The sequence below is a fragment of the Streptomyces sp. NTH33 genome, from assembly GCF_003236365.1.
Taxonomy (GTDB): domain Bacteria; phylum Actinomycetota; class Actinomycetes; order Streptomycetales; family Streptomycetaceae; genus Streptomyces.
Window position 1 is genome coordinate 1 of record NZ_POTZ01000150.1, and the last position, 13,985, is coordinate 13,985.

A 13,985-nucleotide genomic window follows, 5' to 3' on the forward strand; every position below is an offset into this window, starting at 1 on the left:
GTGTCCGGGTGCGGCGGACGGCTGGGTGCCGTGTCCGGGTGCGGCGGGCGGCTGGGTGCCCGTGGCGGCGGAGGCGGTGGTCTCCCGCTCGGGCGCCGCGGGCTCCTCGCCCGCGTGCGGCGCCCCCGTCGGCCGGCCGTCCGCACGGGCACCCGCCGACGTCCGCTCGCCACCGTGCGCGCCGCCTGCCCCGGTCCCGGCCCGGTACGGGTCCTGGGCCGGCTCGGTGCCGTGCCCACTCTCGGCCGGCTGCCCGGCCGGCCCACGCGCGTGCGTGCCGCCCGCCGGCTGCCCGGCCGTCTCCGTCCCGGCGCGCGGCCGGCTCCACGCCTCGCCCACCGCCTCCGTCGCCCACGGCGCGGGCGCGCCGCCGGGGAGGGTGGCCGGAGGGGTGCCGCCCCACTGCTGGACCAGGGACGACGTGGTGAACTCGCCCGACTCGTCCGGGAGGTCACCCGGAGCGACAGGGATCGACCACTGCCCGGTCACGTCCTGCCCGGACGCGTGCGGGGCCCCGGCGGCCTGGTCCGCCCGGGTGTCGTCGAAGGTCCAGTGCTGGGTGGCCTCCGGGTGGTACGTGAACCGGTCGTCCGCCTGCGCGCCCGTGCCCTGCGGCGCGGCGCCGGGCTCGGGCCACCGGGCGCCCTCGGCTGGCGCGCCCGGCACCGCCCAACCGCCGGTGGCCGCCGGATCGGTGGCCGCCGGATCGGTGGGCGTGACCGTTATCTGCGGCGGCACATAGCCCTGGCCGGGCGCGGCGAGCGGGCTGTCGGCGGCCAGGAGGGCGTCGATGCCGCCCTCGGGCAGCTTCACGAACGCGGTGGCGCCGTCGTCGTAGTCGCCCTGGGGCAGCGGGTCCCAGCGGCCGCCGCTGCCCGGGGCGCCCTCTCCGTGCTGGTCGTCGGTCACGACAGCGCCCTCCCCAGTGCTCGTCGGGCCAGCGCGGCGACGGTGCGCCGCAGATGCAGTACGGCGGGCGGAAGCTGCGGCACGGAGCCGTCCTCGGCCGGAACCGGGTCGGGGATGCAGGCCGCGGCGACGTACTCCCCGAAGGCGTTCAGCGCCTCCGGGACGATCATGCGGCCGTTGTCCCAGTCGATGAGCCGGCCCACCCAGTGCTCGGCGTCCAGCGGCCTGAGCGGCATCGGCGCTATGGCACCCACCGCGCACCGCACCCCGCGCCGGGCCGGGTCGAGGACCAGCGCCACGGACGCCACCGCGCGGCCCGGGCCGGTGCGGCCGGTCGCCTTCAGGAAGACCTGCGGCGCGTGCAGCAGCGGCACGCGCACGTAGCCGATGAGCTCGCCCGCGCGGAGCATCTCCACTCCGGCCAACAGGTGCGACACCGGGACCTCCCGGCGGGCTCCGCCCGGGCCCGCGATGATCAGCGTCGCCTCCAGGGCGGCCAGCACCGGCAGCGCGTCCCCGGTGGGGGCGGCCGAGGCGATGTTGCCGCCGAGGGTGCCCGCGTTGCGGATGTGCGGCGGGCCGGCCGCGCGCGCCGCCGCCGCGAGGGCGGGGATGAGGGCGGCGAAGTCGGGGCGCCCCATACGCGCGTGCGTGAGGCCCGCGCCGAGCAGCGCGTGACCGTCCTGGTACTGCCAGCCGCGGATCTCGCTGATCCGGCCGAGGCCGACCAGCGCGGCGGGTCTGAGCTGCCCGGAGTTGACGGCGGCCATGAGGTCGGTGCCGCCCGCCACGGGAACCGCTGCGGGCATGGCGGCGAGCGCCGCCACGGCCTCGTCCAGCGTCGTGGGCAGCGTGACGGCCTGCCCCGCCTGCGGTGCGTGCGTGGTCAAAACCGGCTGCCCCTTCCCGCTGCACACTGGTCCCACCCGTGCTGCCGTACGGTACGTGCTGACAGGGCGGACGTGGCAACTCTGGCACATCTTCGCAGGGGTCGAAGACACGGGTCCGCTAAGGGGTGTTCGCCCACCTCACCAGCGACATGGCCCGTTTTGGCACGACATCGCCGGTGCGGGCGAATTCCCGCTCTTCGCTGATACTTGCGGGCTTTTTCCAGCACCAGTTCGAGACGGCGGGTGGTCGGCCGTCTCCGCGCCGACCACCTCGGCACCGGTCACCCCGGCACCGGCCACCCGGCCACCGGCCGGCTACCGCGACGGCGGCGGCCCCTCGACGGGCCGGCCCAGGACACCCGGCCGCCGCTGCCACGGGCGCGGCCCGGCGGGCGGGCGGTAGCCGACGCCGAGGGCGTCCAGCCGCCGGTAGTGGGCGGCCATCCGCCGCTCGAAACCGGCGAAGTCCCGTTCCCCGGGGGCGGGCAGAGGACTCCAGGCGACCTCGGCGAACGCGGCCAGCCTGGGGAAGACCTGGTAGTCCACGCGCGCGGAGTCCTCCATCACCTCCGTCCACACATTGGCCTGGGTGCCCAGCACACGACGGGCCTGGTCCGCGTCGAGTCCGGGCGGAACCGGCTCGAACCGGTAGACGTCCTCCAGGGTGCGCACGTAGCCGATCGGCACGGGCTCGTCCTCGCCGGGGGCCTGGCGGTGGTCCAAGTAGACTTGCTGTTCCGGGCACATGACGACGTCGTGACCGGCCCGCGCGGCGGCGATCCCGCCGGCGTATCCCCGCCAGGACGAGACCGCGGCCCCGGGCGGGAGCCCGCCCTCCAGGATCTCGTCCCAGCCGATCAGCCTGCGCCCGCGCGCGGAGAGCCAGCGGCCGAAGTGGCCGACGAACCACGCCTGCAGCTCGCCCTCGTCCGCCAGCCCGAGTTCCTTGACGCGCGCCTGCGCGGTGGGCGAGGCCCGCCACTGCTCCTTGGGGCACTCGTCGCCGCCGATGTGGACGAACACCGAGGATGCGGCCGCGTCCGCGGGGAACAGTTCGAGCAGTTCCTCGAAGACGCCCTCGTAGAACCGCAGGGTGGTGTCGGTGGGGGCGAGTACGTTCGGGTTGATCCCCCAGTCGTCCCAGACGGTGAGGGCGGAGGTGTCGACGACGTCGGTGTTGCCGAGTTCCGGGTACGCGGCGATGGCGGCCTGCGAGTGCCCGGGTACGTCGATCTCGGGGACGACGCCGACATGCCGCTCGGCGGCGTAGGCGACGATCTCCCGGATGTCGTCCTGGGTGTAGTGGCCCCCGTGGGGCTTGTCCTCCCACAGCGGGGACGCCCGGTGGCCGAACCTCGTCCGCGCCCGCCAGGAGCCGACCTCCGTCAGTCTCGGGTACCGCTCGATCTCGACGCGCCAGCCCTGGTCGTCCGTCAGGTGCAGGTGCAGCACGTTGAGTTTGTGCGCGGCCATCAGATCGACGTAGCGCAGCACGCCGTCCTTGGGCAGGAAGTGCCGGGCCACGTCGAGCATCAGCCCGCGCCAGCGGAAGCGCGGGGCGTCCTCGACGACCCCGGCCGGTACCGCGTGGGCGGCGTCCGGCCGCACGGGGGCGCGCCGGAAGGCGTCCGGTCCGAGCAGCTGGCGCAGGGTCTGCGCGCCCCAGAAGACCCCGGCCGGAGAGCCGCCGCGGATCTCGACGCCCCGGCCGGGGACGGCGGCGAGCCGGTACGCCTCGGGCTCCAGGGTGTCGTCCAGGCGGAGCCGCACGGAGTTCCGGGCGTCCTCGGGGCCGGCCGGGAGGGGCAGACCGAGGGCCGCGCCGAGGGTGGCGCGCAGCCAGCGCTCCGTGGAGCCGGCGCCCGGCGCGGCCCACAGGGCGGTCTCCCGGTCGAGCGGGACGGCGCGGCCCGGAGGGCCCGGGGTTCCGGACACGGCGCGCGGCGCCGGAATCACGTCGGTCGTGCCCTCAGGGGTGGTCATGCCCTCATGGGTAGCCTCGGCCGCGACGCGGTGCAACGAGCGTTGCGCATGCTGCACACGCCGCTCGACAGCACAGGCCCCCGAGGCACGCCGGAACGTCCCTCGGGGGCCACAGGTCTCGGCCGAGCGGTGACCGGTTACTTCTTGTCGTCGCCGCCCTCGCCGCCGCCGCTCATGGATTCGTAGATCTCCTTGCACAGCGGACACACGGGGTACTTCTTCGGGTCGCGGCCCGGCACCCACACCTTGCCGCAGAGCGCCACGACGGGCGTACCGTCGAGGGCGCTCGCCATGATCTTGTCCTTCTGGACGTAGTGGGCGAAGCGCTCGTGGTCACCGTCGCCGTGGGACACCTGCGGCGTCGGCTCGACGAGGGTCCCCGTACCAGTGCCGCGCTCGGGCTCGAGAGTGCTCATACGGCAAGGGTACTGAAGCCGGCCGGCATCAGTTGAGCGACGGGTCGTCCGGATACGTGGCGACCATCGCCAGCTCGTTGCGCTGGCGGCGCAGCACCTCGCGCCAGAGTCTCTCGGGGGACGGGGAGGAGACGTCGCCGGGCTCGGACTCGACGACGTACCAGGCCCCTTCCGCCAGCTCGTCCTCCAGCTGACCGGGGCCCCAGCCGGCGTATCCGGCGAAGATCCGCAGGGAGCCGAGGACGGAGGCCAGCAGCTCGGGGGGTGCCTCCAGGTCGACGAGACCGATCGCGCCGTGCACCCGGCGCCAGCCCAGCGGGGCGCGTTCGCCCAAGCCGCCGCCGGGGACGACGGCGACGCCGAGCGCGGAGTCCAGCGACACCGGGCCGCCCTGGAAGACGACGCCGGGCTCCCCGGTGAGATCCGCCCAGCCCTCCAGGATGTCACCCACGTCCACGGGGGTGGGACGGTTGAGGACGACACCGAGGGAGCCCTCCTCGTCGTGGTCGAGAAGGAGCACCACCGCACGGTCGAAGTTCGGGTCCGCCAGGGCGGGCGTTGCCACGAGCAACCGCCCTGTGAGCGAGGACACCTCGGTCATGCCAGACATGATCCCGCATCTTCCCTTCGCATGGGGAGCCAATCCGGCTACGTGAGTGAGAGCAGTTCAGGGGCACGGATGCGTGACCGGCGCACTGCGGTTCCGGTGACCGTATGTACCCGGCTCCCGACGGTTCGTGTCGTGGCACGATCATGACCCGACTGGGCCGACGGCGGGCTTACGGAAGGGGGGCGCGCGGCGACTACTCTGTCTCTCCGGCCCCTTGACCGAAGTGATCGGCCGGCCCCTGACCAACTCATCCTCATCGGAACGCGAGATACATGACCGTCAACGACGATGTCCTGCTTGTCCATGGCGGAACCCCGCTGGAGGGCGAGATCCGTGTCCGCGGTGCGAAGAACCTCGTGCCGAAGGCCATGGTCGCCGCTCTGCTGGGCGGTGAGCCGAGTCGCCTGCGCAACGTTCCGGACATCCGTGACGTGCGGGTCGTACGCGGTCTGCTGCAACTGCACGGGGTGACGGTCCGGCCGGGCGACGAGCCGGGTGAGCTGGTGCTCGACCCGACCCACGTGGAGAGCGCGAACGTGGCCGACATCGATGCCCATGCGGGCTCGTCGCGCATCCCGATCCTGTTCTGCGGCCCGCTGCTGCACCGGCTGGGGCACGCGTTCATCCCGGGTCTGGGCGGCTGCGACATCGGCGGCCGGCCCATCGACTTCCACTTCGACGTGCTGCGGCAGTTCGGCGCGACGATCGAGAAGCGGGCCGACGGCCAGTACCTGGAGGCTCCGCAGCGGCTGCGCGGTACGAAGATCCGCCTTCCCTACCCGTCGGTCGGCGCGACCGAGCAGGTGCTGCTGACGGCCGTGCTGGCCGAGGGCGTCACGGAGTTGTCCAACGCGGCCGTGGAGCCGGAGATCGAGGACCTGATCTGCGTCCTGCAGAAGATGGGCGCGATCATCGCGATGGACACCGACCGCACGATCCGCATCACGGGTGTGGAGAGGCTCGGCGGCTACACCCACCGGGCGCTCTCGGACCGTCTGGAGGCCGCGTCCTGGGCGTCGGCGGCGCTGGCGACCGAGGGCAACATCTACGTCCGCGGCGCGCAGCAGCGGTCGATGATGACGTTCTTGAACACCTACCGGAAGGTGGGCGGCGCGTTCGAGATCGACGACGAGGGCATCCGTTTCTGGCACCCCGGCGGTCAGCTGAAGTCCATCGCGCTGGAGACGGACGTGCACCCCGGCTTCCAGACCGACTGGCAGCAGCCGCTGGTGGTCGCCCTCACCCAGGCGACCGGCCTGTCGATCATCCACGAGACGGTGTACGAGTCCCGGCTGGGCTTCACCTCCGCGCTGAACCAGATGGGCGCGCACATCCAGCTGTACCGCGAGTGCCTGGGCGGCTCCCACTGCCGCTTCGGCCAGCGCAACTTCCTGCACTCCGCGGTGGTCTCCGGCCCGACCCGCCTCCAGGGCTCCGACCTGGTCATCCCGGACCTGCGCGGCGGCTTCTCCTACCTGATCGCCGCCCTGGCCGCCCAGGGCACCTCCCGCGTCCACGGCATCGACCTGATCAACCGCGGCTACGAGAACTTCATGGAAAAGCTCATGGAACTCGGCGCCAAGGTCGAACTGCCGGGCCAGGCCCTGGGCTGACCGGTCCCAGCCGCCCCCGGCCCGGGTGCTCGCCCGACCGGGCAGTGGCCCGCCCCTGGCGATCCGAGCGGCACACCGACCGGGGCGCGGAGGGGCCGTACACGGCACATACCTCCTGCCCCGGGGCGCACCACCTGATCGGAACCCACCGCAACCCAGGATCCCCGGCCCGAGCGCCCCGCTGAGCGCCTCTGCCGCCCCGGCCCGGCGGCCCACGGCCGGGGCCCGAAGGCCGTCGGCCCGAGGGCCGTCCCCAGGGCAGGCCCCGGGCAGCCGGCCGAACCCGCCGGGGCGAAGAGCGCCCCGGGCCAGGCACTCGCCCGGCCGAGCCGGCCGCCCGGCCCCAGGTGCCCGGCGGACCGCCCGGCTCCCGAGGTCGTTCGCCCGGGCAGCACGACAGCTCGCCGGGCCCGCGGCGAGGGAACGACTCCCCCGCTCAGCGGACCGGCCGCCCGGCAGCCCCGCCGATCCCAGCAGGAGTCGCGAAGCCGCCCCAGGGGCCCGGCGAGGGGCGCGGATGCCCGTCCCACGGCCGACACGGCGTTTTCCCGGGGCCGGGACCGGGTCCGGTGCTCGGCTCGGCGTGTGTGTACGGCGATGGGGCGGCCCCCCGGGTGAAGGGGGGCCGCCCCATTGGCGTGGTGTGCCCTACGGGGCCTCGTACGCCGTCTCGTGGCGTACGGACGGCAAGGTCACTTGCCCTTGGCGGCTTCCTTGAGCTTGCTGCCCGCGGAGACCTTCACGCTGTAGCCGGCCGCGATCTGGATCGGCTCGCCGGTCTGCGGGTTGCGGGCGGTGCGAGCGGCCCGGTGGGTGCGCTCGAAGGTCAGGAAACCAGGGATGGTGACCTTCTCGTCCCCCTTGGAGACGATCTCGCCGACGACGTCGGCGAACGCGGCCAGCACGGCGTCGGCGTCCTTGCGGGTCACCTCGGCGCGGTCGGCCAGCGCGGCCACCAGCTCACTGCGGTTCATGTTGTTACTCCCGTGTTCTTCTTGCCGTTGCGGCGTGCCACGCGGCGAAGCCGCATGTTGGGCACAGCGAAGCCGATGCTGCCAGGGTCCTCGGTCGGTCCCCGGACCCGGGTCCGTCGCCAAACCCTCGCGCCCAGGGTGGCATCCTGCCCCCACCTGCGGCATCAATGCCAATCCGGCACCCATAGGAGTCGCGAGAACACCCGCGGGCGTCACACGAAAAGAGTGCCCGATTCCAGGCACGATAAGGCTGTCCTGGTGACCGGATGTCCCGCGACGCGCCGATTTCACCGCGCCGTGGTGATCGTCACGCCGTCGCCCCGGACTTCTCCGCGGCCTCCCGGACGGCTCCCGCGACCGCACCCGCGACCCTCTCGTTGAAGACGCTCGGGATGATGTAGTTCGGGTTCAGCTCGTCCTCGGTGACCACGTCGGCGAGGGCCTGCGCGGCGGCCAGCATCATCTCCGTGTTGACGCTGCGGGACTGCGCGTCCAGCAGACCGCGGAAGACGCCCGGGAAGACCAGCACGTTGTTGATCTGGTTGGGGAAGTCGGAGCGGCCGGTGGCCACGACCGCCGCCGTCTCGCGGGCGACCGCCGGGTCCACCTCGGGGTCGGGGTTCGCGAGCGCGAACACGATCGCGCCCTCGGCCATGGCGGACACGTCCTTGCCGTCGATCACGTCGGGCGCCGAGACCCCGATGAAGACGTCCGCGCCGTGCACGGCCTGTTTCAGGGTGCCGGTGAGGTTCTCGGGGTTGGTGTTCTCGGCGATCCACCGCAGCGCCGACTCCGGGGCGGCGTCGACGAGGTCCTCGCGGCCCGCGTGCACGACGCCGTGGATGTCGGCGACGACGGCGTTCTTCACGCCGGCCGCGAGCAGCAGCTTGAGGATGGCCGTACCGGCCGCGCCGGCGCCGGACATCACCACGCGCACGCTGTCGATCTCCTTGCCCACCACGCGCAGGGCGTTGGTCAGCGCGGCGAGCACGACGATCGCGGTGCCGTGCTGGTCGTCGTGGAAGACGGGGATGTCCAGCGCCTCGCGCAGCCGCGCCTCGATCTCGAAGCAGCGCGGCGCGGAGATGTCCTCGAGGTTGATGCCGGCGAACCCGGGCGCGATCGCCTTGACGATCTCGACGATCGCGTCGGTGTCCTGGGTGTCCAGGCAGATCGGCCAGGCGTCGATGCCGGCGAACCGCTTGAAGAGGGCCGCCTTGCCCTCCATGACCGGCAGCGCGGCCTTCGGGCCGATGTTGCCCAGACCCAGCACCGCCGAGCCGTCCGTCACGACCGCAACGGAGTTGCGCTTGATGGTCAGCCGGCGGGCGTCCTCGGGGTTCTCGGCGATCGCCATGCAGACGCGGGCCACACCCGGCGTATAGACCATGGACAGGTCGTCACGGTTGCGGATGGGGTGCTTGGACGCCATCTCGATCTTGCCGCCGAGGTGCATGAGGAACGTACGGTCCGAGACCTTGCCCAGCGTGACGCCCTCGATGCCGCGCAGCTTCTCGACGATCTCCTGGGCGTGCGTCGTCGAGGTGGCCGCGATGGTGACGTCGATGCGGAGCCGTTCGTGGCCGGACGCGGTGACGTCGAGGCCGGTCACCGAGCCTCCGGAGGACTCCACGGCCGTGGTGAGCTGCGATACGGCGGTCCCGCCCGCCGGCACCTCCAACCGGATCGTCATCGAGTAGGAGACGCTGGGCGCCGTTGCCATGACCGACTTCCTCTGCTTTCACCGTGTCGCGTGGTTGTGCCGTCCGATCGTCGCACCTACCCCTGAGTACGTGGTAACCGCCTTCGGTTGCGGACTTTTTGTTCACGGGGACGTGCTGTTTCGGAAAGTGACTTTCACCATACGAGAAAGTCACCCGGTGGTGAAAGGCGGGCACACGGCAGAAGAGGTCCGCGTCACTCCTGTGACGCGGACCTCTGGAAGCGGTGGGAAGCAGTGAGGTGACACCGGCCCGCCATGCTCGCCTCGCGGCAAGTGGTCGCTCGAAGCGACGAAGGTTGGGCCCGGGGGCTTGGATCGGGCCGGTGTCACCTCCAGGCTAACAAACGGATGCCCCGCGGCCATTCCCGCCGAGGCGGTACGTTCCCCTCAGTCCCGCAGCAGGTCCGGCACCCCCGCCCCGTCCGGTTCGTCCCGCTCGCCCGAGACGACCGTCAGCTGCTGGGTGGCCCTGGTCAGCGCGACGTAGAGGACCCGCAGGCCGGCCGGGGACTCGTCGGCGATCTCCGCCGGGGACACCACGATCGTCGCGTCGTACTCCAGCCCCTTCGCCTCCAGGCTGCCCAGGGCCACCACCCGGTCCCCGAGCCCGGCCAGCCAGCGCCGGGCCTCCTCGCGCCGGTTCATGGCGACGACCACGCCGACCGTGCCGTCGACCCGGTCCAGCAGCCGCTCGGCCTCCGCCCGTACGGTCTTCTCCACCGAGCCCCGTACGACGGCGAAGCGCGGCTCCACCCCCGTGGAACGGACGGCCGACGGGGCCTTCGAGCCGGGCATGGCCAGGGCGAGGACCTTCGAGGCCAGCTCGGCGATCTCGGCCGGGTTGCGGTAGTTCACGGTGAGCTCGAAGCGGCGGCGCGGACGTGTGCCCAGGGCCTCGTCGCGGGCCTCGGCCGCTTCGTCCGGGTCGGACCAGGAGGACTGGGCGGGGTCGCCGACGACCGTCCAGGTGGCGTGCCGTCCGCGGCGGCCGACCATCCGCCACTGCATGGGCGTGAGGTCCTGCGCCTCGTCCACGATGACGTGCGCGTACTCGGTGCGCTCCTGCGCCAGCCGCTCGGCCCGCTCCCACTGCGACTCCTCGCGCACGGGCATCAGCTCCTCCAGGCCGGTGAGCTGGTCCAGGGGGTCCAGTTCGCGCTTCCGCTTCGGGCGGGCCGGGGCGCCGAGGATCGCCTGGAGCTCGTCGAGCAGGGCGATGTCGTGCACCGAGTACCCGTCGCGCCTGAGCGAGCGGGCGACCCGGCGCACCTCGCCGGGGTTGAGGATCCGCCGGGCCCAGCGGCCCAGCCGCCGCTCGTCGGCCATGGCGGTGAGCACGGCCCGCGGGGTCAGCTCCGGCCACCAGGCGTCCAGGAAGGCGAGGAAGGAGTCCTCGCCGGTGACGTCCTCGTCGAAGGAGGAGCGCAGCTCGGCGGCCAGCTCCGGGTCGGTGTGCCGGGCGGCGCCGCCGGACTGCTCCCACAGGGCGTCCAGCAGCAGCTTGCGGGCGCGCGGGCGCAGCAGGTTGACCGGCGCGGTGCCGCTCAGGGCGGTGTGCCGGACGCGGTTCAGCTCCTCGCCCTCCAGCTCCAGCCGGCGCCCGAAGGCGACGACCCGCAGCCGGCCCGGCGCACCGCTGAGTTCCAGCGCTCCGCGGGCCGCCTTCCGCAGCACCTTCAGCATCCTGTACGACCCCTTGGCCCGCGCCACCGACGGGGAGTCGTACAGCGTGGCCTCGGCGCCCTCGGCCAGCGAGCCGATCGCGCGGACGGCGACCTGGCCCTCCTCGCCGAGCGAGGGCAGCACGCCCTCGGTGTAGGCGACGAGCAGCGGGGTCGGGGAGACGATCAGGATGCCGCCGGCGTAGCGGCGCCGGTCCTGGTAGAGCAGGTAGGCCGCCCGGTGCAGGGCGACCGCCGTCTTGCCCGTGCCCGGACCGCCCTCGACGTACGTCACGGAGGCGGCGGGGGCGCGGATGACCAGGTCCTGCTCCGCCTGGATGGAGGCGACGATGTCCCGCATGGTGTGGCCGCGGGCCCGGCCGAGCGCGGCCATCAGCGCGCCGTCGCCGATGGCGGGCAGCTCGTGTCCGTCGAGGAAGGCCCGCAGCTCGGGGCGCATCAGGTCGTCCTCGACGCCGAGGACGCGCCGTCCCTTGGAGCGGATGACCCGGCGGCGTACGACCCGGCCGGGTTCCACCGGGGTGGAGCGGTAGAAGGGGGCGGCGGCCGGGGCCCGCCAGTCGATGACCAGCGGGGCGTAGTCCTCGTCGAGGACACCGATACGGCCGATGTGCAGGGTCTCGGCGATGTCGGCCGTGTTGTCCTCGCGCACCGCGCCCTCGGCCGGCTCCACGGCGGTGTAGGCCCCGTCGGGTCCCTTCCTGCCGTCCTTGCCGGCCAGCAGGTCGATCCGGCCGAAGAGGAAGTCCTCGAACTCGTTGTTCAGCCGGTTGAGGTGGATGCCCGCCCGGAAGACCTGCGCGTCCCGCTCGGCCAGCGCGCCGGGTGTGCCGACCTGGCCGCGCTGGGCCGCGTCGCGCATCAGGAACTCGGCCTCGTGGATCTTCTCCTCGAGACGCCGGTACACCCGGTCCAGGTGCTGCTGCTCCCCGCGGATCTCCCGCTCCCGTACGGAGTCGTGCGCCTCACCGTGAATCGAGCCGTGATCCGGCCCGTGAACCGGCCCGTGATCCGGGACGTGATCCGGGACGTGATCCGGGACGTGATCCGGGACGTGGACCGATCCGACCGCGGAATCCTGCTGAGCCTGAGCGGCCACCGGGCCCCCTTCTGACGTGCTGGGCAGCCGTCAACCGTACGCGAAGGGGACCCGCTCGCGGAAGCCGGACCGTCCCGTTCTAGGGCTTGACCTCGACGAGTCGCTTGCCGTCGAAGGTCATCACCTCGAAGTGGTCGATCTGGTTCGGCTCCAGGGCGGCGCCGCCACGGACGTAGAGGGGTTTCCTGGCCTCCTCCGTCCTGGCGTCCGGGATGCCGTAGCCCCACTTCGGGACGGACCAGGTCGAGAGGGTCTCGCGCTCGCCGTTGCTGCCGACGGCGATCAGCGAGCACTTCTGCAGGCCGGTGACGTTCTTCAGTTCGAGAACGGCGTCCGTGCCCCAGTCCTTCTTCTCCAGACCGATCGTCGCGGTGACGTTCGTCGTCGGGTCCGTCGCCGTGATCTTGCCGGGCATCTCCTGGAAGGCGGTCTGCGCGGAGCTCACGGCCACGTTGGCCTTGCCGCCGCTGTCCGGGTCGCTCGCCGCGTACACGGTCAGCGGGCCGCCGATGATCAGCGCTGCCGCCGCCGCGACCAGGTAGAAGCCGCGCCGGCGCTTTTGGGCGCGGCGCTCGGCGACCTCGTCGACGAGCTTCTCCACCAGGCGCGGGCTGGGCCTGGCCGACAGGGACTCGCCGATCGCGGGCGAGCCGGAGCCCGGCAGGTCCGCGAGCGCGGCCAGCATCGGTTCCATCCCGGCCAGTTCGTCGAGCTGCCGTGCGCACCACTCGCAGCCGGCGAGGTGGGCTTCGAACGCGGTTGCCTCGGCGTCGTCGAGAATTCCGAGGGCGTAGGCGCCGACGGTCTCGTGCTCGTTCGGGGCCGGAGATCCCTGCATGGACCCAGACATACCCGAACCACCCGTTCCGAATCCCCCGTACATGCTCATCACGCCGTCACCCCCCTCTCCTCCAGAGCCAGCTTCATCGAACGCAGGGCGTAGAACACCCGGGAGCGGACAGTGCCGCTGGGTATACCCAGCGTCTCCGCCGCCTCGTTGACGGTACGCCCTTTGAAGTACGTCTCGACGAGCACCTCCCGGTGGGCCGGGGTCAGGTCGTCGAGCGCGTCCGACAGCGTCATCAGCCACAGCGCCTTGTCGATCTCGTCCTCCGCGGGGATGACCTCCAGCGGTGACGGATCGACCTCCTGCGGCCGGGCCTGCCGGCTGCGGTGGCCGTCGATGACGATGCGCCGGGCGACCGTCACCAGCCAGGGGCGTACCGAACCGGTCGCTCGATTGAGCTGGCCGGCGTTCTTCCAGGCACGGATGAGCGTCTCCTGCACCACGTCCTCGGCACGCTGCCGGTCTCCGGCGACCAGCCGGAGGACATACGCAAGGAGAGGACCGGCGTGCTCTCGATACAGCGCACGCATCAACTCCTCATCAGGTTCCGAGGACTGGGACATGCGATGTCGGGCCCTCGCTCCACGTTCTTTGGCCACGGCCGCATCCTTGCGCACGCCCACCTCCGGTGTCCGGGGGTTCCCCCAGTCGGTCGCTCGCCGTCGGATACGGATGTGGGTCGCGCCGTGTTCAAAACCGGCCGACGGATTTCCGCGGGCCGGCCTGACGAGAGGGACATGAGAGCACATTCCCCCCGCGCGATGTTTACATTTCCGACACACCTCGAGATCGCGCCGGCTTCCCGTCAAATCCGAACGTCAAACGGGATGTTGCCGAAATCACTTCGGCGCCGGCCTCACCCAACCGGCAAACGGGACGACCGACCGGTCGTTCGACCCCTCCTGGGTCCCCTCCCCTATGCGCGGGCGAGGGCGGCGCGGCGGCGGTGCCGGGCCACCCGTTCACGGTTCCCGCACACCTCGCTGGAGCACCAGCGCCTCCTGCGCCCCCGGGACGTGTCCAGGTACACGATCGGGCAGTTGTCGCCCTCGCACTGCCGCAGACCCGCCCGGGCGACGGGATCGGTGAGCAGTTCCACGGCATCCCGGGCGACGGCCGCGAGCAGGGCGGCGCACTCGGGAGGCTCGGCCAACTCGCGGACGAGGATGCCGTCTTCACCCCGTACGGCACGGGGGGCCGGGGGCGCGGTACGGGCGAGGTCGTTGACGCGGGTGAGGG

12 protein-coding genes and 1 pseudogene are annotated in these 13,985 nt (G+C 72.5%); 2 read left to right on the top strand and 11 right to left on the bottom strand.

Going from position 1 to position 13,985, the window contains the following annotated elements; translation table 11 throughout:
• The 5 genes and pseudogenes from C1I97_RS41480 to C1I97_RS16540 form a co-directional block, all read right to left on the bottom strand.
• Positions 1-909, bottom strand: a pseudogene (locus C1I97_RS41480) (hypothetical protein); the annotation flags it as partial.
• Positions 906-1,799 (bottom strand): FAD binding domain-containing protein, encoded by an 894-nt coding sequence (locus C1I97_RS16525; protein WP_111003983.1) that lies wholly within the window; start codon positions 1,797-1,799, stop codon positions 906-908. The pseudogene C1I97_RS41480 and the gene C1I97_RS16525, both read right to left, overlap by 4 nt.
• A 315-nt stretch (positions 1,800-2,114) precedes the next feature.
• Positions 2,115-3,782 carry a beta-N-acetylhexosaminidase gene (locus C1I97_RS16530; RefSeq protein WP_111003984.1) on the bottom strand — a complete coding sequence of 556 codons (1,668 nt, stop codon included), beginning with the start codon at positions 3,780-3,782 and terminating at the stop codon, positions 2,115-2,117.
• A gap of 137 nt (positions 3,783-3,919) precedes the next feature.
• Positions 3,920-4,198 (bottom strand): DUF3039 domain-containing protein, encoded by a 279-nt coding sequence (locus C1I97_RS16535; RefSeq protein WP_111003985.1) that lies wholly within the window; start codon positions 4,196-4,198, stop codon positions 3,920-3,922.
• Between the two features lie 28 nt (positions 4,199-4,226).
• On the bottom strand, positions 4,227-4,799 hold the full coding sequence (locus tag C1I97_RS16540) for a YqgE/AlgH family protein (protein ID WP_181446752.1): 573 nt from the start codon (positions 4,797-4,799) through the stop codon (positions 4,227-4,229).
• 281 nt (positions 4,800-5,080) lie between these two features.
• Here C1I97_RS16540 and murA point away from each other — a divergent pair, with 281 nt between their 5' ends.
• Positions 5,081-6,421, top strand: a complete 1,341-nt coding sequence (murA, locus tag C1I97_RS16545; RefSeq protein WP_111003987.1) for a UDP-N-acetylglucosamine 1-carboxyvinyltransferase — start codon at positions 5,081-5,083, stop codon at positions 6,419-6,421.
• A gap of 692 nt (positions 6,422-7,113) precedes the next feature.
• On the opposite strand, the gene C1I97_RS16555 is transcribed toward murA, so the two are convergent.
• The 3 genes from C1I97_RS16555 to C1I97_RS16565 all read right to left on the bottom strand — a co-directional run bounded on the left by C1I97_RS16555 (position 7,114) and on the right by C1I97_RS16565 (position 11,776).
• The gene (locus tag C1I97_RS16555) at positions 7,114-7,395 is read right to left on the bottom strand and encodes an HU family DNA-binding protein (RefSeq protein ID WP_111003989.1); all 282 of its coding nucleotides are present in this window, start codon (positions 7,393-7,395) and stop codon (positions 7,114-7,116) included.
• 307 nt (positions 7,396-7,702) lie between these two features.
• Complete coding sequence (locus C1I97_RS16560; RefSeq protein WP_111003990.1) at positions 7,703-9,118, bottom strand: NAD-dependent malic enzyme; 1,416 nt, start codon at positions 9,116-9,118, stop codon at positions 7,703-7,705.
• 387 nt (positions 9,119-9,505) lie between these two features.
• Positions 9,506-11,776: a HelD family protein gene (locus C1I97_RS16565; protein WP_111003992.1), complete on the bottom strand. Its 2,271-nt coding sequence runs from the start codon at positions 11,774-11,776 to the stop codon at positions 9,506-9,508.
• Here C1I97_RS16565 and C1I97_RS16570 point away from each other — a divergent pair.
• Positions 11,678-11,914 carry a hypothetical protein gene (locus C1I97_RS16570; protein ID WP_111003993.1) on the top strand — a complete coding sequence of 79 codons (237 nt, stop codon included), beginning with the start codon at positions 11,678-11,680 and terminating at the stop codon, positions 11,912-11,914. The two genes, C1I97_RS16565 and C1I97_RS16570, sit on opposite strands and share 99 nt — an antisense overlap.
• 64 nt (positions 11,915-11,978) lie before the next feature.
• On the opposite strand, the gene C1I97_RS16575 is transcribed toward C1I97_RS16570, so the two are convergent.
• The 3 genes from C1I97_RS16575 to C1I97_RS16585 form a co-directional block, all read right to left on the bottom strand.
• Positions 11,979-12,788, bottom strand: a complete 810-nt coding sequence (locus tag C1I97_RS16575; RefSeq protein ID WP_441349121.1) for an anti-sigma factor family protein — start codon at positions 12,786-12,788, stop codon at positions 11,979-11,981.
• The gene (locus C1I97_RS16580) at positions 12,788-13,309 is read right to left on the bottom strand and encodes a sigma-70 family RNA polymerase sigma factor (protein ID WP_019056398.1); all 522 of its coding nucleotides are present in this window, start codon (positions 13,307-13,309) and stop codon (positions 12,788-12,790) included. The genes C1I97_RS16575 and C1I97_RS16580 overlap by 1 nt, the downstream gene beginning before the upstream one ends.
• A gap of 353 nt (positions 13,310-13,662) precedes the next feature.
• Positions 13,663-13,985: CGNR zinc finger domain-containing protein (locus C1I97_RS16585; RefSeq protein WP_181446753.1), on the bottom strand; the 323-nt coding region annotated here is incomplete at its 5' end.

What these genes read in the sequence shown, in the direction of transcription:
- C1I97_RS16530 (WP_111003984.1), bottom strand. Translation starts at nt 3,782, where the DNA reads ATGACCACCCCTGAGGGCACGACCGACGTGATTCCGGCGCCGCGCGCC.
- C1I97_RS16535 (WP_111003985.1), bottom strand. Translation starts at nt 4,198, where the DNA reads ATGAGCACTCTCGAGCCCGAGCGCGGCACTGGTACGGGGACCCTCGTC.
- C1I97_RS16540 (WP_181446752.1), bottom strand. Translation starts at nt 4,799, where the DNA reads ATGACCGAGGTGTCCTCGCTCACAGGGCGGTTGCTCGTGGCAACGCCC.
- murA (WP_111003987.1), top strand. Translation starts at nt 5,081, where the DNA reads ATGACCGTCAACGACGATGTCCTGCTTGTCCATGGCGGAACCCCGCTG.
- C1I97_RS16555 (WP_111003989.1), bottom strand. Translation starts at nt 7,395, where the DNA reads ATGAACCGCAGTGAGCTGGTGGCCGCGCTGGCCGACCGCGCCGAGGTG.
- C1I97_RS16560 (WP_111003990.1), bottom strand. Translation starts at nt 9,118, where the DNA reads ATGGCAACGGCGCCCAGCGTCTCCTACTCGATGACGATCCGGTTGGAG.
- C1I97_RS16575 (WP_441349121.1), bottom strand. Translation starts at nt 12,788, where the DNA reads ATGAGCATGTACGGGGGATTCGGAACGGGTGGTTCGGGTATGTCTGGG.
- C1I97_RS16580 (WP_019056398.1), bottom strand. Translation starts at nt 13,309, where the DNA reads ATGTCCCAGTCCTCGGAACCTGATGAGGAGTTGATGCGTGCGCTGTAT.